Origin of the sequence: Paractinoplanes rhizophilus, assembly GCF_042664765.1 — a bacterium.
In the GTDB taxonomy this organism is placed as follows: domain Bacteria; phylum Actinomycetota; class Actinomycetes; order Mycobacteriales; family Micromonosporaceae; genus Actinoplanes; species Actinoplanes rhizophilus.
Genome location: NZ_JBHTBJ010000047.1, coordinates 14,987 through 33,413, shown reverse-complemented (window position 1 = coordinate 33,413; position 18,427 = coordinate 14,987). Strand labels below are relative to the sequence as shown.

Below are 18,427 nucleotides of genomic sequence, written 5' to 3'. Positions count from 1 at the left end.
CTTCGGGGAATGGCCGTTCTGATCGCGCATGTCAGCGACATCCACGTCGACGCCGGGCGGCGGAGCGCCGAGCGCGCCGGGCGGGTCTTCCGGTATCTCGCCGGGCTGCCCTCGCCGCCGGACGCGGTCATCGTCACCGGGGACATCGCCGACCATGGCGCCGAGGCGGAGTACGAGCGGGTGCGCGGGCTGGTCAGTCTGCCGTATCCGGTGCTGTGGTGCCCGGGCAACCACGACCAGCGGGGGCCGTACCGCAAGGCGTTGCTCGGCGAGGACGCGAACGACAAGCCGGCCAATCGGGCGTACGAGATCTCCGGGATCTTGATCCTGATGGTGGACTCCAGCATCCCGGGGCGCGACGACGGCGTGCTCGCGGACGACACGATCGCCTGGCTGGAGTCGGCGCTGGCCGGGCGGCGCGAGCTGCCCGCGCTGATCTGCTTCCACCATCCGCCGGTGACGCTCGGGGTGCCGTTCGTGGACGGCATCCGGCAGTTCCGCGCCGAGCGGCTGGCCTCGGTGGTGGACCGGAACCCGCAGGTGGTGGCGCTGTTGTGCGGGCACGCGCACACGGCGGCCGTCTCCACCTTCGCCGGGCGGCCGCTGGTGGCCGCGCCGGGCGTCGTCTCGACGTCGATGCTGCCGTTCGAGACGGAGGAGATCGTCGATCTCCGGCAGCCGCCGATGATCGCCTTCCACCTGATCGGCGATGACCTCCGGCTGACGACGCACTACCGGGTCGTCCGCTGAACCTGGCGGCTCGTTCATCGGTCTCCGCCGTCGCGGGCAAGCTCGTTAGTTGCAATGCCGCCGAACCGGCCGCACGCACCCCACCCGGCACGGATCATGTCGGCATGGGTGTCATGGCTTACCCCCTCCGGTACGCGCTCGCCGACCTCGCCCTGGCGCTCAGCCGGGCCGCCGAGAACGCCGCCGAGGTCCGCTCCACGGCGGCGCGCGCCGCCGCCGACATGATCGGCGACGGGGCCGGCGTGCAGCTTCTGCGCGACGACGGCCGCTACGACTCGATCACCTATCAGCACGTCGACGACGAGCGGTCGGCGTCGCTCGGCCGGTTGCTCGATCACGGCGGCCAGCTGCCCGACGACGAGTTCTCCACCGCGCTGGCCGCCGGCCGCCGGCCCCTCGTGCTCGCCGGCGACGGGGTCGAGCCGCTCGCCGGGGACGAGCACGAGATCCACGCGGCCGTGCTGTGCCCGGTGATCGTCGACAACACGTACGCCGGGTATCTCGTGCTGACCCGGGAGACGCCGGGCGCCTTCTACTCGACCGCCGAGGTGGAGCTGGCCCGCGACATCGCCGGCGAGCTGGCGCTGGCGTGTTCGAGCGCGCGGGCGCTGGAGCGGCTGCGGGCGAGCGAGGAGCGCTACCGGCGGGTGCTCGAGACGATCCCCGAGGGGGTGCTGCAGCTCGACCCGGACGGCGTCGCCACGTACGCGAACGAGCCGATCGGCGTGGTGCTCGGCATGCCCCGGCACCAGCTCGTCGGGGTGTCGCTGCGCGGCTTCCTCGACGACCAGGGACAGAAGGAGCTGACCCGCCGGATCGCCGAATGCCAGGCGGGCCGGTCGACGGTCGGCGCGACCCGCTTGATGCGGGCGGACGGCTCGAAGCGCAGCGTGCGGATGAGCATGATGCCGCTGATGGACGAGCAGGGCCAGTTCACCGGCGTGGTCTGCATGGTCACCGACACCACCGACCACATCGACGCCCGCGGCCTCAAGCGGCAGCTCGACCACCTGCGCCGGCTCGACAGCCTGGGCCAGCTGATCGGCGGCATCTCGCACGACTTCAACAACCTGCTCACCGTGGTCGGCGGCTCGGCCGACATGATCCTCTCGCAGACCGCGGACGGCTCGCCCCCGCACCGGCTGGCCCAGGACATCCTCGAGGCGGTGAACACCGGGCGCACGCTCACCCACCAACTGCTCGCGTTCGGCCGCAGCGAGGGCAACCGGCCCGAGATCATCCCGATCCCCGACCTGCTCACCGACGTGCAGTCGCTGTTCAGCCGCACGCTCGGCGAGCACATCGGGCTCGACCTGGCGTTCGGGCCGGACGTGTGGCCGGTCAAGGCCGAGCGCGGGCCGCTGGAGCAGGCGCTGGTCAACCTGGCGGCGAACGCCCGGGACGCGATGCTGCACGGCGGCATGCTGCGCGTCGCTGCGGTCAACGAGGTGCACGAGACCGGCCAGCCGCCCGAGGCGGCGCCGCAGGGCCGGCTGGTCCACCTGGTCATCACCGACACCGGCACGGGCATGACCGAGGAGGTCCGGCAGCGGGCGCTGGAGCCGTTCTTCACCACCCGGCCGACCGCCGCCGGCCTCGGCCTGGCCACCACGGCGGGCATCGTGCAGGGGATCGGCGGGCACATCGAGCTGGAGTCGCAGCCGCGGCTCGGCACGACGGTCCACCTCTACCTGCCGGCCGCCGAGGAGCGCCGGCCCGCCGAGGCCCGGCAGGGCGCCGCCCAGGTGATCGGCAACGTGCTGATCGTCGAGGACCAGCCCGAGGTGGCCCAGCTGGTGCAGCGGCTGATCGAGCCGGCCGGGTACGCCATCACGGTGGCCACCGACGCGCTGACGGCGGTCACCCAGGTCGCCGCCGGCGCGCATCCCGACCTGCTGATCACCGACGTCGTGATGCCCACGATGACCGGTCCCGAGCTGGCGTCGGCGCTGCGTACCCACCATCCGGACCTGCCGGTGCTCTACATGTCCGGCTACACGGCGGCGTCGCTCGGCCCGCAGTTGCACCTCGACGAGAACAGCATGCTGATCGAGAAGCCGTTCACCCGCTCGACGCTGCTGGGCGCCATCCGCACCCTGTGCGGCCCGCAGCCGGCGCCGGGAGCGTGAGCGGAGCGGACCCGGGGAGGTATCGCCTCACCCCTCGAACGAGCGCCGTGGCCGGGGGTGACGCGAATCCGGCTACTCCTACCAAAGGTGCGAACTTGGGCGCACGGGCTTGCAGTCGATCCGGACAAACAGCAGGATTCCGGGGCATCGCTGACTGCCCGGAAGGAAGCTTGAGTGACCAAGGATCGCACGAGCAGCGTCGCACGCGCGGATTCCGACGGCGCGTCGACCATGGATCTCACCGGGCGGTGCGTGGGGAACTCGTACGTCCTCCAGCATCCGATCGGGCAGGGCGCCACCGGAACGGTGTGGCGGGGCGTGGACCGGGCCTCCGGCGTGCCGGTCGCGGTCAAGCTGCTGCACGAGAGCCTGCTGCGGCAGCCGAAGCTGGTCACCCGGTTCGTGCAGGAGCGGACCATCCTGCTGATGCTGCGACACCGGAACGTGGTGCGGGTGCGTGATCTCTTCAGCGTGGGGGAGACGCTCGGCCTGGTGATGGACCTGGTCGACGGCGGCAGCCTGCGCGACCACCTGCGCGAGTACCACACGGTGCCGCCGGGGGAGGCGGCCCGGCTCGCGGCCCAGGTGGCGGCGGCGCTGGCCGAGGCGCACGAGCTCGGGGTGATCCATCGGGACCTCAAGCCGGACAACATCCTGCTGCGCGTGGAGGGCGGCAGGCTGGACACCCGGCTCACCGATTTCGGGGTCGCGCGGATCCTCAACACGCCCAGCATGACCACGCCCAACGCGGTCGTGGGGACACCCCACTACATGGCGCCCGAGGCCTTCCACGGGGTCACCGCGAGTGCGGCGACCGACGTGTACGCGCTGGGCGTGCTGCTCTACGAGCTGGTCAGCGGGCGCCCGCCGTACGACAGCGACTCGATCCCGGACCTGATGCGCCGGCACATGGAGGGCAATCCGGCGCGCCGGCCGGGGATCCCGGACGGCATCTGGGACGTGATCACGTCGTGCATGTCGATCAAGCCGAGGCTGCGGCCGGCGGCGGCGGAGCTGGTCATCGAGCTGTCGGACGCGGCGGCCCGGTTCCGGGACGTGCCGGCGCTGCCCCGGCCGGCGGCCTCGGGCGCCCGCGAGATCGACCCGGACAAGGCCGACGTCGCCGATGCGGGTCTCGACGTGGCGTGGCGCAGCGACGTGCCGCGGCAGGGCGGCGCCGCCCGGCCGAGCGCGCGGTGGGTGGACAACCCGCGCCCGGCCGGGGCGGCCCGCCCGGCCGGAGCAGCCAGCGCGGCCGGAGCAGCCAGCGCGGACGAGGAGAAGACCCGGCCGCGGCTGGGCGGGGACGACCCGGACGCGGTGAGCCTGCTGCCGCTGCCACGAAACGCGGACCGGAGCGCGGCCGGGGAAGCGGACCGGAGCGCGGCGGGGGATGCGGACCGGAGAGCGGGCGGGGAAGCGGACCGCGGCGCGGCCAAGCAAGCGGACCGGAGAAGGTCCCGGCCCCGGGCGATCACGGCGATCATCGCGCTCGCGATGATCGCGGCGGCGGTGACGGCGACGGCGTGGAATTACCGGCCGGACGCGGGCGGGGAGCGGGCCGCGCCGGAGAAGTCGCCGATCCTCGCGGCGCCGACCGCCTCGGCCCGGCCGTACCGCGGGCCGGTCGCCGCCGGCAAACCGAAGCCGGGCGCCGGCACCAGCGCCGCGGCGCGGCCCGAGCCGGACGATCAGGCGCCCGCCGACGCCGTGCGGTTGGTTACTCCGTCACCCGTACGATCAAATGCCACCGCACCCAGCGTGACCAGGCCTCGCTCACCGCAACCCGAAGCGAAGGCCTATGGGCCGTGGCAATGCGCGCAGTCGATCGCGTTCGACATGGCGACGCGGCTGCCGCTCGCACCCGAGCCGTGCCAGATGCTCGGCCGCGACATCCAGTACCAGGCCGCGCTGACCGCGCCCGGCGGCGGGACCGGCAGCATCACCGTCGCCCTCCAGGACGCGAGCAGCGGACGCACCGTGGCCGGGCCGAAGACGTGCGGGAACCTGACGTTCGGCGGCAAGGCGGCGACGCAGGGATGCGGACCGGCCGCGGCGAATCCGGCAAAGGGCAGGAAATACGCCGTGGTGATGTCCTACCGGTACGTCCGGGACGGCCGGACGGTGGCGAGCACGGCGAAGGGCTCGACCTTCGCCTGGTGAGAGCGCTCGCCCGGACCGGATGGCGAAGATCACTACGACCCGGTGACTAATGGGCATTGAGATGTGACAATGTGTGGCGCTGTGCGTCGCATTGGTGCGGCGGTGACCGTACGAGAAAGATCCGGGGGCCCGGGTGGCCGAAATCGAGCATCAGACCCAGACCGTCGCCGTCGTGCCCGCCCCCCGGGCGCCGAGCGCGGGCGAGAGCGGCGGGGAGACCGTCGCGGCGCCGAACGCGCCGAAACGGCTCCGGTCCTGGCGGCGGCTCTGGTCCTGGCACCGGCTCTGGTCCCGGCGCGAATGGATCCTGGTGATCCTCGGTGGCCTGGCGCTCGCCGTCGTGCTGACCTGGCCGACGCTGCGCGACCCCCGGCACACCGTGCCCGGCGACATCGGCGACCCGTCGTTGTTCGCCTGGCAGATCGCGTGGGGCGGGAACGCGCTGCTGCACAACCCGATGCACCTGTGGGACTCGAACACGTTCTACCCCGACCCGCATTCGCTGGCCTTCACCGACACCGTCCTCGGCTACATGCCGTTCGGCCTGATCGGGTCCGGGATGGAAGCGGCCATCCTGCGCTACAACATCCTGTACGTCCTGCTGCACGCGCTCGCCTTCGTCGGCGCGTACGCCCTCACCCGCCAACTGGGCGCGCGCCCGCTCGGCGCCGCGGTGGCCGGGGTCGCCTGGGCCTACGCGCCGTGGCGGCTGGCCCACGCCGGCCACCTGAACGTCCTGTCCTGCGGCGGCATCGCCCTGAGCCTCGCGATGATCGCCCGCGGCCACGGCTGGTCGTTGCGCGACGGTCACCGCCCGGAACGGCACCATCCCGGCTGGGCGCTGGCCGGCTGGCTGGTCGGCGCCTGGCAGGTCACGCTGGGGCTCGCCATCGGGCTCGCGTTCGCGTACGTGCTGCTCGCCATCTGCCTCGCCGCCGTGGCGGGCTACGCCTGGTCCTGGTGGCGGCGCGGCCGGCCCAGCTTCGGCCGGCGCCTGCTCGCCGCCGACGTGATCGGCGGGCTGACCTTCGGCGCCGTCACGGCGTACATGGGATACGCCTACCTCCTGGTGGTGAAGCTCCACCCCCAGGCCGACCGGAGCCTGGCCTGGACCGAGATGTACTCACCGCCCTGGCGCGGCCTGCTCACCGCGCCCGACGGCTCGTGGCTGTGGGGTGACCGGTACGCCGCGGCACGCGAGCAGCTGTCCTGGCCGCCGGAGATGGCGCTGCTGCCCGGCCTGGCCCTGATCATCCTGGCCGCGGCCGGCATGTCCTTCTCGGTCTTCCGGGCACGCCACCGCGCCCTTCTGCTGCTCGGCCTCGCCGTGACGGTGGTGCTCACGCTCGGTGCGACCCTGCCGGGGCACGGCGACCCGGGTTACCTGACCCTCTCCAAGCACCTGCCGGGCTGGATAGCGTTGCGCACGCCCGGTCGCATGACGTTGTGGAGCAGCCTGTTGCTGGCGATCCTGGCCGCGGGCGCGGTCAGCGCGTTCGCCGCGGGCGCGCGGGCCGTCGCGCCCTGGCCCGGCCGTGGGCAGCGGGCGCTGCTGGCCCGCGGCAAGTTCGTCGTGCTGCGTCTGCTCCTGCTGATCCCGCTGGTCGCGGTCACCGTCGAAGGCATCAACCGCACCGAGCATCCCGAGGTGCTGCGCTATCCGGCCGCGATGGGCGTGGCGCACGAGCCGACGCTGGTGCTACCCAGCAACGGCAGCCTCGAGATGTCCGTCATGCTGTGGACCACGAACGGATTCCCGCGCGTGCCCAACGGCTTGATCACGTTCGAGCCGGAGGCCCAGCAGCGGATCCGCGCGGAGAGCACCACCTTCCCCGATCGGGCCAGCGTCGCCGCGCTGCGGGCCGAGGGCATCCGGTCGGTCGTCGTGCTGCCGGAGTGGCTGGGCGGCAGCCAGTGGGAGGGCGTGCCCGACCGCCCGGTCGACGGTCTCGGCATCACGCGCGAGGAGATCGACGGCGCCATCCTCTACCAGCTCGGCTGACGACGGGGGCGGCGGCGCCGGCGTGAAAGGAAATTAACTCGCGGCCGGAAACGTTGGTGGCTACCGTGATCCGCATGTTCGCCCACGGTCCGCAGCTGCCCCTCGCGGTGGCTCCCGTGTGCGTTTTTCCCGGCGCCGATACCCGACTCTGACCCTTCCCCACCGGCAGCAGAACCCCGGGGAAGGGTGGCCGCCGCATGCGCGAAGCGGGTTCTGACGCGCCCCGCCTGGCGACGGGGTGTGTACCACCGAATTGCCTTACATCCAGTGAGGACTGAGAAAACCATGGCGAAGAGCCAGTTCATCCGTACCAAGCCGCACGTCAACATCGGCACGATGGGGCACGTCGACCACGGCAAGACGACCCTGACCGCCGCGATCACCAAGGTTCTCGCCGACCGCGACCCGGCCACCAACCGGTACGTCGCGTTCGAGGGGATCGACAAGGCCCCGGAGGAGGCGGCGCGCGGCATCACCATCACCATCGCGCACGTCGAGTACGAGACCCCGAACCGCCACTACGCCCACGTCGACATGCCCGGCCACGCCGACTACGTGAAGAACATGATCACGGGTGCGGCGCAGGTGGACGGCGCGATCCTCGTGGTGTCGGCGCAGGACGGGTCGATGCCGCAGACCCGCGAGCACGTGCTGCTCGCCCGGCGGGTCGGCGTACCGTACCTGGTGGTGGCGCTGAACAAGAGCGACGCCGTCGACGACCCGGAGCTGCTCGACCTGGTCGAGCTCGAGGTCCGCGAGCTGCTGAGCGAGTACGGCTTCCCCGGTGACGAGGTCCCGGTCGTACGCGTCAGCGCCCTGAAGGCTCTCGAGGGCGACCCGCGGTGGGTTCGCTCGATCGTGGAGCTGCTCGACGCGGTCGACAGTTACGTGCCGGTGCCGCCACGGGAGCTGGGCGAGCCGTTCCTGATGCCGATCGAGAACACCCTCTCGATCAGCGGCCGGGGCACGGTCGTCACCGGCAAGGTCGAGCGGGGCACGCTGCGGGTCGGCGAGCCGGTCGAGGTGGTCGGCCTCGGCCCGACGGTCAGCACCGTCGCGACCGGGCTGGAGATGTTCGGCAAGTCGCTGGAGCAGGCCGAGGCCGGCGACAACGCCGCGATCCTCCTGCGCGGGGTGAAGCGCGAGCAGGTGCAGCGCGGCCAGGTGGTCGCGGTGCCCGGCAGCGTCACGCCGCACACCAAGTTCAAGGCGACGATGTACGCGCTGACGGCGGCCGAGGGCGGGCGGCACACCCCGTTCGCGGCCGACTACCGCCCCCAGTTCTACTTCCACACCACGGACGTGTCCGGCGGGATGGACTTGGGGGACCGCGACCTGGTCATGCCCGGCGACACGCTCGACGCGGTCGTCGTGACGCTGGGCAAGCCGATCGCGCTCGAGGCCGGACTGGGCTTCGCGGTGCGGGAGGGCAACCGTACGGTCGCGGCCGGCACGGTGACCGAGCTGTTGGACTGAGAAAAGGTGCGGCCCGGCGGCAAGCCGGGCCGCACCGTTTACGAGAGGCGCAAGTAATCCAGGTTGAAGCCGCCGGTCTCGCAATAGACCGTGACCACCTGGTCGCCGGCGGCCAGAGTCACCGGCACATGCACCGACTGGTAACTGCCCCAGCCGCCGGTGTCCGGCACGGAAGCCGTGGCCAGCTTTGTATCCGAATTGTCCCGCAGGGACACCGCGTCGGAGGCCATGGCACCGGTCCCGTTCGCGACCCGCAGTTCCAGGTCGTAGGCGCCGGCCGTGGCCACGTCCAGGCGATACTGCAGCCAGTTGCCGGGCGCGGTCCAGCCGACGTTCTTGCCGCCGCTGGCCGCCGCGTTGGACTCGATGAAGTTGACGCCCTCGGTCCAGCCGTGCTGCGCCACGTACGCCTCCGCCTCGACCTTCTCGCCGATCGGCGCGCCGTGCGGGGCCACCGTCAGCGTCACGGTGGTGGCCGCGCGAGCCTTACCGTCGGTGACGTAGAAGGTGAGACTCCGCGTGCCGGCCGTGGTCGGGTGCACGGTGACCACGCCGGTGCGGGCGTCGAGGGTCACCCCGTCCGGCAGGTCGGTGGCATAGAAGGCGAGCCGGTCCCGGTCCCGGTCGGCCGCGCCGAGCCGGAACGACGTGGTCACGTACTGGTCCGCCGGCACCGGCGCGACCGGCGCGAAGACCGGCGCGTGGTTGCGGTGCGGCTTCTGGCCGCGGGCTTTCCAGGTGTACGTGGCGTAAGCACCCGCCGGCACGGACACCACGAAACTTTCTCCGCCCAGGATCACGCGGACGCTCGACGCGACCGGGTTCGCGTTCCCGATGATCGCCTTGTAGTCGTTTCCGGACCGGTAGACGACGTTGCTGACACCGTGCTCGGTCGCGCTGGACTCCAGGCGACGATCCCCGGGCGACAGGTAGCGGGCGAACTGTCCCAGCGGATACAGCTCATCGCGTACGGAAAAGGTCCGGGTGTCGGTGTTGACCTTGACAAGCCGATCGGGCCACTTGGTCGTCGCGGCGATCTCGTCCCAGTCCACGTTGTTGTCGCGCTTGTCGGTCCAGTGCAGGGTGCCGCCGTCCTGGTCGGTGGCCTGCGCCCAGAGCACGTAGGAGCCGGCGTCGAGCCGGAAATAGCCGAGCACGGTCGCCGGGTTGAGGTCGCTCGTCTCGGTCATGTGCACCGGCTTGCCGAACTCCTCGTAGGCGTCGCGCATCACCGTCGGATCGCCCCAGTACGGGTGGAACGCGATCGCGTCGGCCGCCGTGCGCGCCGCCGGGTCGTTCATGATCCGGTAGTAGTTCTTGGTGGCGGTGCTGTTCGGGTCGCGCCAGTCCCAGAAGTTGAAGTCGTGCACGTAGAGCTCGGTCCTCAGGCCCGCGCGACGAGTCTCCCGCTTGATCGCCACCGCCAGCTTCTGCTGCTGCTCGACGCTGATGTCCATCGCCGGATACACCACGTCCATGCCGGGCTCGTTCAGCAGGGTCAACGCGTCGACCTTGACACCCTTGGACGCGTACGCCCGCAGGTACTTCACGTAATACCGCGCGAACACGTCGATGCAGTCGTCGCGCAGCTTGCCGACCTGGTAGTGCTCGGTCGTGCTGCCCGGCTTGAGCGCCACCTCGCCGAGAAACTTGCCGTTCGTCTTCATCCAGGCCGGCGCGCTCCACGCCGACGCGAAGAAGGTCGCCTTCGGGTTGTACTTCAGGATCAGCCGCGCGGTGTCCACGATGTGCAGGTCGACGTCGCGCTGGATGGAGAAGTATTTGAGCCCGAAGTCGCTGCTCACCCCCGCCGGCAGCTCGTCGTACGACCAGAACGGCAGGTGCTCGATCAGGTCCGGGCTGCCGATCGTCAGCCGGAACCGGTCGAGCCCCGCGCCCGTCTTGGGGTCCACCAGTAGGCGGATCGCCTTCTCCCGCTCGCTCGGCGTCAGCTTCCAGAGGTTGGACACCGACGTCTCGTCCAGCGAGAAGCCGACGCCGCTGTAGCCTTGCTTCACCGCGCTCGGGTCGATCACCACGGTCGCGTCGGTGGCCTGCCCACGGTCCTGGCCCACCCGCGTGGTCGGCAGCTTTGCCCAGGCGCGCCCGGCCCCGGTCGAGTAGGTGCCGCTGACCGTCGCCCCAAGGCCGCCGTGGCCATGTGCCAGCGCCGGTTGCGCTCCTGCCAGCATCAGCGTGGCAGCCAGCGCCACAGTGGTAGATCGCCTCACGAGCCCTCCCGGGATAGATCGCTCACTATCCCGCGGAGTTTATTAACCTCTTTAACTAAGGCGCAACAGTCCACACAGGGACGTAAGGCCCCACGCCTGCTTCGCCCACCGCACCCAATACGCCAGGCCGATCTCCGAGCGGAGGCCGGAGTGCGGGGCGGAAGCCTGCGGTCTTTTGTCCGTTCGTTCACCAGTTAGCTGAACGCCGCGACGCCTTCGGATTCCGTGAAACTTATTGCCGAGTCGGATGATCGAGTAGTTGGCTGGGCCAGGTGGGTTTGCGGGAAAATGGTTTATGCGGCAGCTGCAGTTGTTCACCACGGCGCAATTGGCGACGATGCGCGACACGACAAGGCGCCGCAACTATTCCGCCGAGGCCGAGGAATTCCGCCGGGAGCACCAGCGGCATCGCGAATGGGGTATGACACAACGCCACGCACGGAAGCTGCGCTCGATTTACGGCCACATTCCGAGCGACGAGGAATTGACCGCCGGGTGGCACGATCGCGGCGCGCAGGCGTCCGTGTCCGGAACGTCCGAGCAGGCACCCAGCCGGCCGGCAGTCCCGTCAGAGTCGACGCCCAGCATGCCGGAGCAGACGGTGCCGGAGCAGGTCGACCCGGAGCAGGTTGACCCGGAGCAGGTCGTGCCGGAGCGGGCCGTGCCGGAGCAGGTCGAGCCGGAGGCCGCCGTGGCGGAACGGGTCGCGGGGCTGGGCGCGGCGGAAGGCCGGCCGGAGCACGGTGTCGGGGCCGGTGGCCGAGCCACAAAATCCGAGTCGGCACTCGACGAGGCGGTTGTCGCGGTGGCGTCGGCCCGGCGTGCCCGGCGAATACATGCCGCAACTGGTTGCGGGAAAGGGGCGTTTGGCGAAGACGACGCCGTGCGCCCCGGTGAGCAGACGCTCAACAATACAATTGTGCTCGATTCACGCCGTTGGCCGGCGAGCTGGACGACCCGCTTCGCCCGGAGCCCGCCGCTGCGCTGGAGGCTGCCCACGGACGGCCGATATCGCCGTTTCCGAGGTTCGCGCCGGCGCATTTCACCAGCATGTCCGGACTTCGGCAAAGGCGACCAGGCCATACGGGATGACGGCCGGCGCGGCGAGACCTTTCAGGTCGCCGGGAAGACCGCTCGGTAGAAGGGTGTCGCTCGGAACGGGCCGCCGTGGTGCGGGCTGCGCCAGACCGGGCGGCCGTCCACGGCCAGGTCGTAGTCGGGGTGGATGGCGTCGTCGCTGGTGGTTCGGGTCAGGGTCAGCGTCAGGTGGTCGCCGGCGGTGACCGGGGCTGGAGCGGGGAGCGGCACGTACACCGGGGCCCAGGCGCGCGTGTCGCCGGACATTGCGTCTACCTCGCGGCCGCCCCGGGATGAGAGGGCCACCCGGGCCCACAGCAGGACGCCGGTCATGGTGGCGGTCCGGGCGATCCGGAGCGTCACCTCGCTCCGGCCGTCCGCCTCCGGGCGGCTCTCGGGCTCGAAGATGACGGACTCCAGCGGCGCGCAGGAGGAGATCAGCGTGTCGGCGGCCGGGCCGGCCAGGCACAGACGGAGGTCGAAGGGCGCGCCGGTGGTGTCGAAGATGGCGTGCAGGTAGGGGAGCGACTCGGCGGCCAGGCGCAGCGGGGCGGCCGCGGACAGGTCGACCGCGGCGGCGAAGGTCTGGATGCGGAACGGGATCCAGAGGCAGGTGGGGGTGCAGAGGCGGGACCGGGCGTCGTTCAGGACGGGGATCGCGCCCTCGGCGGTGGCGATGTTGCCGACTATCTCGGACACGCAGACCTCGGCCCGGGTGGGCAGCGCCTGCTCGGTGGAGAGGCCGGGCAGGACCGTGACCCGGTCGGCGAGACCGGCCGATTCGACCGCCGAAGCGGCGCGGGTGGCGAAGTGCGGGTCGGCCTCGATGGCGTAGACGTGGCGGGCGCCGGCGTGGGCCGCCTCGATGGCCCACAGGGCGTCGCGGCCGGTGCCGATGTCGAGGACCACCTTGCCGGGAGCGGCGGCCCGGATGGCGTCGCGGTAGGCGCGATGACGGTCGTCGCACGCGTCGAAGGCGTCGTAGACGTGGTCGTCGTACACGCGGTACTCGCCCATGGAGGGGAAGAGCGCGAAGCGGGGGCCGGTCACCCGGCCCATTCTGCCGGGGCTACTCCTTGTCGCCGGTCTCGCGGCGGCGCAGGTCCTCCTCGCGGCGGCGGAGGTCGGCCTCCCACTTCTTCATCATCGACTCGTCCTCGCGCAGTGAGGTGGCCAGGTTTTTCAGGAACTCGGGATCGTCGTCGGGCGCGAGCTGGGCGTCGCGCTGACGGGGACGCTCCGCCTCGGGGAAGCCGTTGCCGGGCCGCCACATCGTGCCGTTGCTCAGGCGGACCGGCGGGGCCGGGCGGCCGGCCACGAACCAGGCGATCGCGCCGACCGGCGAGAACAGCAGGATGATGAACACCCACGCCACCCGGGGCAGGGCCCGGATCGCGAACTCCTCGGCCGACAGGCAGTCGATCAGGGCGACGACCAGCAGCGCCAGGTCGAGGAGGACGAACAGCGAGTAGAGGCGAACCATGGGCGTAGATACTGCCAAACCCGGGAGGAATCGGTGGTCCCGGAAAAGGTGCAAATCGGTAGTGTGTGGCCCGGCGCTGTCGCTTTCCCAGCGCCGGGCCGCTCGCTATCCGGCCGCGCCGGCGAAAGCGGGCAGGTAGCCGTACGCGTATCCGTTCTTGTTGGGGTGGAAGGAGTTCTGCGGCGGGGCGATGGTCAAGCCGTTGAGGTACGGCGCCGACGCGCAGATGCCGTGGCCGGCGAACTCGTCCCGTACGTCGGAAAAGCCGAACCCGGCAGCCCGCGCACGCTGGGCGATCAGATCGTCCAGCACCTGCGCCCCCTGGTTGAGCGCCCGGCGCTTGGTCAGGCTCATGCCGGCGAGGCCGCAGTAGGACGACGACGTGTCGAACAGCAGGGGATAGCCGAGCACGACCACGTTGGCCTGCGGCGCCTTGGCCCGGATCGCCGCGTAGGTCGCGTCGAGCTTGGCGGGCAGGGTGGCGCTGATGTCGGCCTCGGCGGCGGCGACCTTCTGGACGCACGTCGCGTCGCTGGAGACCTGGCAGCTCAGCACGGTCGGCGCGAAGCCGGCGTCGTTGCCGCCGATGGTGATGCTGATCAGATCCGTGCCGCCGGGGATGAACGGCACCTGGAGGCTCCGGACGTCGCCGGTGACGGCGCCGCCGCAGGTGAGGTTGGTGAACGACTTGGGCGCGTTGCGGCTCGCCCACAGGGCGGGGTAGCCGTTCGGGCTGCGCAGGCAGAGCCCGGTCTGTCCGGGTGCGCCGACGCCCGAGGAGTAGGAGTCGCCGAGCGCGACGTAGTCGACGGAGGACGCGGCCGCCGCGGGGGCCGCGACGCCGAGGGTGAGCAGTGAGACGGTGACGAGAAAGCCGAGGACTTTGCTCATCGGATGGCCTCCGGTCCGTGGGGGAGGGAAGCCGAAGCGCTCCGGTTACCGCAAAGTAAGTCAAGGGGGCGGGAAAAGATACGTCGTGATTTTCCCGTTACGAAGTAGTAACATCCATCGATGTGACCTGCATCTATGTCATGCAGTGGTCGCGCGCGTACCGCTCGTGGCGATCTTTCATGGGCGCCACAGGCGGCCCTCAGCATGTGCACAGTTGATCGCATTACCGTCTTCACATGGAAGAAGAACGGGCACGTCGGGTCGTCGACACGCTTCGGGCACGCAACGTCTTCGCCCATGTCAAGCTGCCGCAGGCCGGCATCACGCAGTACGGCATCCGCGTGGTGCTGCCGGACGGCCGCGAGGCGATCTGGGACAACGACGGCACGGCCGGGCTCGAGGCGCAGATCATGCGCAACGGGATCCTGGTCGGCTACGTCGCCTCGATCCCCGACTCGGAGAATTTCGGCGACGGGCAGATCGTCGAGGCGATCGCCACGGCCGACTACGACCGGCCGGTCGGCCGGTCCCGCCCGGCCACGCCCCGCCCGGCCGCACCGAGCCCAGCCGGCCCTCCGCCGCGACCGCCGGCCTCGTTCGCCCGGCGCCTGCGCGGAGGCTTCCGCTAGGCCCTGTTTCGTAACCCGGCCAAGTGCGAGGCGAGGTCCAGGGGTCGGTTGGCGTCGCCCGCAGGGCGGTCGCATCCCGGTGTTGGATGTGGCCGTTCTGCGGGTGCCGTCAGGCGGCGCCTGGGCCACGCCGCAGCCCTGGCCGGGTTACGAAACAGGGCCTAGGGCTCCGGGTTGATCAGCTGCTCGAGCCGGTTCATCGCCACCGGCCACAGCTCGGGGGTCAGGCCGGTCAGCAGGGCCTCGGCCATCGCCCGCACCACCTGATTGATGGTCTCGTCCATGGCCGGGTCGAGCTCGACCTCAGGCGCGGGCGCGGGCTCTTCGGCGACCGGCGGCGCGGGCTGCTCCACCAAAACGGGCTGCTCCACCAGAACGGGCTGCTCGATCGGCAGGTCCTCGGGCGCCCCGATCAGGTGCAGGTGCGCGGTCGAGCGGGTCAGCGCGATGTACAGCAGCCGATGCCCGCGCGGATCGTCGTCGAGGATGTGGCCCGGCTCGACCACCACGGCCGCGTCGAATTCGAGCCCCTTCGCCTCGTGCGGCGCCAGCAGCGCCACCCCCGCGATCCCCGGCGCGTCGTCGGCGGCCGAGTGCCAATCGAGCCCCTCGGCGTCCAGTCCCGCCTCGATCTCCTTGCGGCACCGGGCCGGGCAGAGCACGGCCACCGACCGGCCCTGCTCGGCGTGCCCGGCCGCCGCGGCGGCGACCAGCGAGGCCCGGGTGGCCGGGTCGGCCGGCACGATCACCGGGTCGGCCGCGCCGTCGCGTACCGGATGGGGCGCCGTGACGCTCGGTGCGGCCATCGGCAGCAGCTCCGCGGCCAGATCGAAGATCTGCCGCGGGATGCGATAGCCGAAGCGCAGCTCCCGGTGCTCGTGCGGGTGCGCCGACGGCAGCTGCGTGACCAGGTCGTGCCAGTCGTCGCGGGCCCAGAGCCCGGTCGACTGCGCGACGTCGCCGACCACCGTCATCGACCCGGTCGCCGACCGCCGGGCCACCGCCCGCATCTGCATCGGCGACAGGTCCTGCGCCTCGTCGACCACCACGTGGCCGAAGCCCTTGGGATCGCCGTCGATCAGGTGCGCGGCCTCGTCGAGCAGCGGCAGGTCGGCCGCGCTCCACCCGTCACCCGGCGTCCGGTGCAGCGACGCGATCTCGCGATCGGTGAACTCGCCGCCGGCCGCCGACGCCAGCAGCTCGCGCGAGCCGAACAGCTCGCGCAGGAAGCCCTCGGGGTCGAGCGCCGGCCACAGCCGCTCGGCCAGCCGGTTCGCCGCCTCCAGCACCAGCCGCGGGTCGCGGGTGCCGGCCACCAGCGTGGCGCGCAGCAGGATCCGCCGGTCGATGGGGGAGGCCTCGCTGGCCCGGGCCGTGTCGATCACCCGCTGGAGAGCAGCCGGGTCGAGCGTGACGGTCTGGCCGTCGATGTCGATCGAGTCGGGCAGCTCGCCGGGCGGGCTGCCGGGCCGCTCCTCGAGCGCCCGGGCCAGCAGCCCCGCCATGCGTGCCTCGCCCTTGAGCCTGGTGACCTGCGGCGACTCCTCCCGCACGTCCTCGATCGGCGGCAGCAGGGCCGCCACCGAGCGGTGCGCCACCCGGTCGTAGCCCCAACCGGTCAGCACGTCGTCGGTGAACCGGGCGAACGCCGCGGACGGGCCCACCACCAGCGTCTCGGCGTCGTCGACCAGGCCCTCGTCGATCAGCCAGGCGACCCGGCGCAGCGCGGTCATCGTCTTGCCGGTGCCCGGCCCGCCCTGGACGATCACCAGCCGGTCGAGCGGGGCCCGGACGACCTCGTCCTGCAGCGCGCGGACGGTGGCGACCAGGTCGGGCCCGTCCGCGCGGCGGTCGCGGGCGAGCGCGGCGAGCAGGTCGTCGTCGGCCGGGTCGGCCGGGCGGGAGGCGGGAACGCCCGCGTCGGCTTGGCGGAACACGGGCGGCCGGCCGGTTCAGGAGCCCGCGAGGGGCAATTCGAGGCGGACGGCGCCGCGCACGTCGAGGAAGACGCGGTCGGTCGCCCGGACCAGGCGCAGCACCACGTCGTCGCAGTGCGGGCAGCGGGCCACCCGGCCCATCTCCTGCCCCCACAGCATCAGCGCGCCGATCGCCTCGGCCGCGCCACAGCCCGCGCAGGTGTATTCGGCCGCGGTCACGTCGAACGCGAAGATCTCGCGCAGGTCGCCGGCCATGGCGTTTCCGTCGAGCCTGTTCATGACGTGCCTCCGAAGCGTTCCGTCCGGATGCGCTTGGGGTCGTGGCCGAGCGCGACGAGGATGTCGGCGGTGGCCTCCACGAAGGTGGTCGGCCCGCAGACGTAGCAGTCCGGCTCGAACTCGGCCGGCCACCCGCGCGTGTTGATCGTGGCCACGTTGACGCGCATCGGGGCGTTCGGTGAACCCTCCGGCGCCTTGCGCGTGTAGTTCAGATAAAGATCGAAACCGGGATCATCGCGTACGTGCCGGGGTAGCTCCGCGCGGTAGAGCACGTCGTCCGGCGTGCGCACCGAGTAGATCAGCCGGAACGGTTGCCGGGCCCGGGCCAGGCCGCGGGCGCGCACCATCGCCATCAGCGGCACCACCCCGGAACCGCCGCCGAGCAGCAGCACGGGACGCCGCTGCGCCTCGCGCCAGACGAACCAGCCGCCGACCGGCCCGCGCAGCTCGATCTGATCGCCCACTTCGAGCACGTCGGTAAGGTACGGCGATACCTCGCCGTCGTCGAGACGTTGAATGGTCAATTCGACGGTTGCCGACTTTTCGTCGCGCCAGGCCGAGGCGATCGAGTAGCTGCGCTGCGCGCTGTACCCGTCCGGGGCGGTCAGGCGCACGTCGACGTGCTGGCCGGGCAGGTGCCCCGGCCAGTCCGGCACGTCGAGCACCAGCGTGCGCGCCGACGGCGACTCCTGACGCGCCTCGGTGACGGTCGCCGCCCGCCAGATCAGTCGCCCTGATAACGCTGCTCGAGCCATGGGTCTCCGTACATGTGATAGCCGGCCGCCTCCCAGAAGCCCGGCTCGTCCTCGGCCATCATCTGCAGGCCGTTGACCCATTTCGCGGACTTCCAGAAGTACAGGTGGGGGATGAGCATCCGGGCCGGGCCTCCGTGCTCCGGGTCAAGATCCTCACCGTCGAACTTATAGGCGATCCACGCCTTGCCGTCCAGCAGGTCTTCCAGCGGCACGTTCGTGGTGTAGCCGCCGAAGCTGTGCACCATCGTGTAGTCCGCAGCAGTCTCGACGTCCGCGAGCAACGTGTCTATAGAGACGCCGCGCCAGGTCGTGCCGAGCTTCGACCATTTCGTCACACAGTGGATGTCGACCGTCACGTCGTCGTGCGGCAGGGCGGTGAACTCCTGCCAGTTCCAGCTCTTGCGCTCGCCGGTTTCGGTGGTGATCGTGAAGCTCCACCGGTCGAGCGGGATACGGGGAGTCGGGCCGGCGGAGAGCACCGGGAAGTCGTGGGTCAGATATTGCCCGGGTGGCAGGCCGGGGACCGACTCGCGCCGGCGGCCGCCGAAGCCTCTCGAAATGATGCCCATGGTTGACGAGTAAACCGCACGATCATTGCCCGCTCCACTGGTTGCCGGGTTCCGGG

General features: G+C 71.3%; 15 protein-coding genes. 7 read left to right on the top strand and 8 right to left on the bottom strand.

Annotation, left to right across the window (positions count from 1 at the left end; genetic code table 11):
- Positions 1 to 9: 9 nt before the first annotated feature.
- The 5 genes from ACFQS1_RS35385 (at position 10) to tuf (ending at position 8,520) form a co-directional block, all read left to right on the top strand.
- Positions 10 to 750: a metallophosphoesterase gene (locus tag ACFQS1_RS35385; protein ID WP_378976439.1), complete on the top strand. Its 741-nt coding sequence runs from the start codon at positions 10 to 12 to the stop codon at positions 748 to 750.
- A gap of 113 nt (positions 751 to 863) precedes the next feature.
- The gene (locus ACFQS1_RS35380; protein WP_378976437.1) at positions 864 to 2,879 is read left to right on the top strand and encodes a hybrid sensor histidine kinase/response regulator; all 2,016 of its coding nucleotides are present in this window, start codon (positions 864 to 866) and stop codon (positions 2,877 to 2,879) included.
- Positions 2,880 to 3,053: 174 nt separating this feature from the next.
- A complete protein-coding gene (locus tag ACFQS1_RS35375; RefSeq protein WP_378976435.1) occupies positions 3,054 to 5,042 on the top strand; it encodes a serine/threonine-protein kinase in 1,989 nt (662 codons plus the stop codon).
- A gap of 133 nt (positions 5,043 to 5,175) precedes the next feature.
- A complete protein-coding gene (locus tag ACFQS1_RS35370) occupies positions 5,176 to 7,044 on the top strand; it encodes a hypothetical protein (RefSeq protein ID WP_378976433.1) in 1,869 nt (622 codons plus the stop codon).
- 285 nt (positions 7,045 to 7,329) lie between these two features.
- On the top strand, positions 7,330 to 8,520 hold the full coding sequence (gene tuf, locus ACFQS1_RS35365; RefSeq protein ID WP_378976431.1) for an elongation factor Tu: 1,191 nt from the start codon (positions 7,330 to 7,332) through the stop codon (positions 8,518 to 8,520).
- A gap of 38 nt (positions 8,521 to 8,558) precedes the next feature.
- Here tuf and ACFQS1_RS35360 read toward each other — a convergent pair whose 3' ends face one another.
- Positions 8,559 to 10,751: a carbohydrate-binding protein gene (locus tag ACFQS1_RS35360; protein ID WP_378976430.1), complete on the bottom strand. Its 2,193-nt coding sequence runs from the start codon at positions 10,749 to 10,751 to the stop codon at positions 8,559 to 8,561.
- A gap of 295 nt (positions 10,752 to 11,046) precedes the next feature.
- Between ACFQS1_RS35360 and ACFQS1_RS35355 the strand changes: the two genes are divergently transcribed.
- Complete coding sequence (locus ACFQS1_RS35355; protein ID WP_378976428.1) at positions 11,047 to 11,892, top strand: hypothetical protein; 846 nt, start codon at positions 11,047 to 11,049, stop codon at positions 11,890 to 11,892.
- Here ACFQS1_RS35355 and ACFQS1_RS35350 read toward each other — a convergent pair.
- The 3 genes from ACFQS1_RS35350 to ACFQS1_RS35340 all read right to left on the bottom strand — a co-directional run bounded on the left by ACFQS1_RS35350 (position 11,865) and on the right by ACFQS1_RS35340 (position 14,202).
- On the bottom strand, positions 11,865 to 12,878 hold the full coding sequence (locus ACFQS1_RS35350; RefSeq protein WP_378976426.1) for an SAM-dependent methyltransferase: 1,014 nt from the start codon (positions 12,876 to 12,878) through the stop codon (positions 11,865 to 11,867). The two genes, ACFQS1_RS35355 and ACFQS1_RS35350, sit on opposite strands and share 28 nt — an antisense overlap.
- Positions 12,879 to 12,897: 19 nt before the next feature.
- On the bottom strand, positions 12,898 to 13,311 hold the full coding sequence (locus ACFQS1_RS35345; RefSeq protein ID WP_378976424.1) for a PLD nuclease N-terminal domain-containing protein: 414 nt from the start codon (positions 13,309 to 13,311) through the stop codon (positions 12,898 to 12,900).
- 105 nt (positions 13,312 to 13,416) lie between these two features.
- Entirely contained in the window at positions 13,417 to 14,202 is a 786-nt protein-coding gene (locus ACFQS1_RS35340; protein ID WP_378976422.1) for an SGNH/GDSL hydrolase family protein, read from the bottom strand.
- A gap of 236 nt (positions 14,203 to 14,438) precedes the next feature.
- On the opposite strand from ACFQS1_RS35340, the gene ACFQS1_RS35335 reads away from it, so the two are divergent.
- Positions 14,439 to 14,831, top strand: a complete 393-nt coding sequence (locus ACFQS1_RS35335; RefSeq protein ID WP_378976420.1) for a hypothetical protein — start codon at positions 14,439 to 14,441, stop codon at positions 14,829 to 14,831.
- A 161-nt stretch (positions 14,832 to 14,992) separates the two neighbouring features.
- On the opposite strand, the gene ACFQS1_RS35330 is transcribed toward ACFQS1_RS35335, so the two are convergent.
- The 4 genes from ACFQS1_RS35330 to ACFQS1_RS35315 are packed head-to-tail and all read right to left on the bottom strand — an operon-like array spanning position 14,993 to position 18,371.
- Positions 14,993 to 16,768, bottom strand: a complete 1,776-nt coding sequence (locus ACFQS1_RS35330) for a HelD family protein (RefSeq protein WP_378976418.1) — start codon at positions 16,766 to 16,768, stop codon at positions 14,993 to 14,995.
- 15 nt (positions 16,769 to 16,783) lie between these two features.
- Entirely contained in the window at positions 16,784 to 17,047 is a 264-nt protein-coding gene (locus ACFQS1_RS35325; RefSeq protein WP_378976416.1) for a DUF6510 family protein, read from the bottom strand.
- On the bottom strand, positions 17,044 to 17,802 hold the full coding sequence (locus ACFQS1_RS35320; protein ID WP_378976414.1) for a ferredoxin reductase: 759 nt from the start codon (positions 17,800 to 17,802) through the stop codon (positions 17,044 to 17,046). Before ACFQS1_RS35320 ends, ACFQS1_RS35325 begins: the two co-directional genes overlap by 4 nt.
- Positions 17,772 to 18,371, bottom strand: a complete 600-nt coding sequence (locus tag ACFQS1_RS35315; protein WP_378976412.1) for a sulfite oxidase-like oxidoreductase — start codon at positions 18,369 to 18,371, stop codon at positions 17,772 to 17,774. The genes ACFQS1_RS35320 and ACFQS1_RS35315 overlap by 31 nt, the downstream gene beginning before the upstream one ends.
- Between the last annotated feature and the right edge of the window lie 56 nt (positions 18,372 to 18,427).

Coding starts and splice junctions, on each gene's coding strand:
- ACFQS1_RS35380 (WP_378976437.1), top strand. CDS start 864: ATGGCTTACCCCCTCCGGTACGCGCTCGCCGACCTCGCCCTGGCGCTC.
- ACFQS1_RS35385 (WP_378976439.1), top strand. CDS start 10: ATGGCCGTTCTGATCGCGCATGTCAGCGACATCCACGTCGACGCCGGG.
- ACFQS1_RS35320 (WP_378976414.1), bottom strand. CDS start 17,802: ATGGCTCGAGCAGCGTTATCAGGGCGACTGATCTGGCGGGCGGCGACC.
- ACFQS1_RS35325 (WP_378976416.1), bottom strand. CDS start 17,047: ATGAACAGGCTCGACGGAAACGCCATGGCCGGCGACCTGCGCGAGATC.
- ACFQS1_RS35335 (WP_378976420.1), top strand. CDS start 14,439: ATGGAAGAAGAACGGGCACGTCGGGTCGTCGACACGCTTCGGGCACGC.
- ACFQS1_RS35355 (WP_378976428.1), top strand. CDS start 11,047: ATGCGGCAGCTGCAGTTGTTCACCACGGCGCAATTGGCGACGATGCGC.
- ACFQS1_RS35315 (WP_378976412.1), bottom strand. CDS start 18,371: ATGGGCATCATTTCGAGAGGCTTCGGCGGCCGCCGGCGCGAGTCGGTC.
- tuf (WP_378976431.1), top strand. CDS start 7,330: ATGGCGAAGAGCCAGTTCATCCGTACCAAGCCGCACGTCAACATCGGC.
- ACFQS1_RS35345 (WP_378976424.1), bottom strand. CDS start 13,311: ATGGTTCGCCTCTACTCGCTGTTCGTCCTCCTCGACCTGGCGCTGCTG.
- ACFQS1_RS35340 (WP_378976422.1), bottom strand. CDS start 14,202: ATGAGCAAAGTCCTCGGCTTTCTCGTCACCGTCTCACTGCTCACCCTC.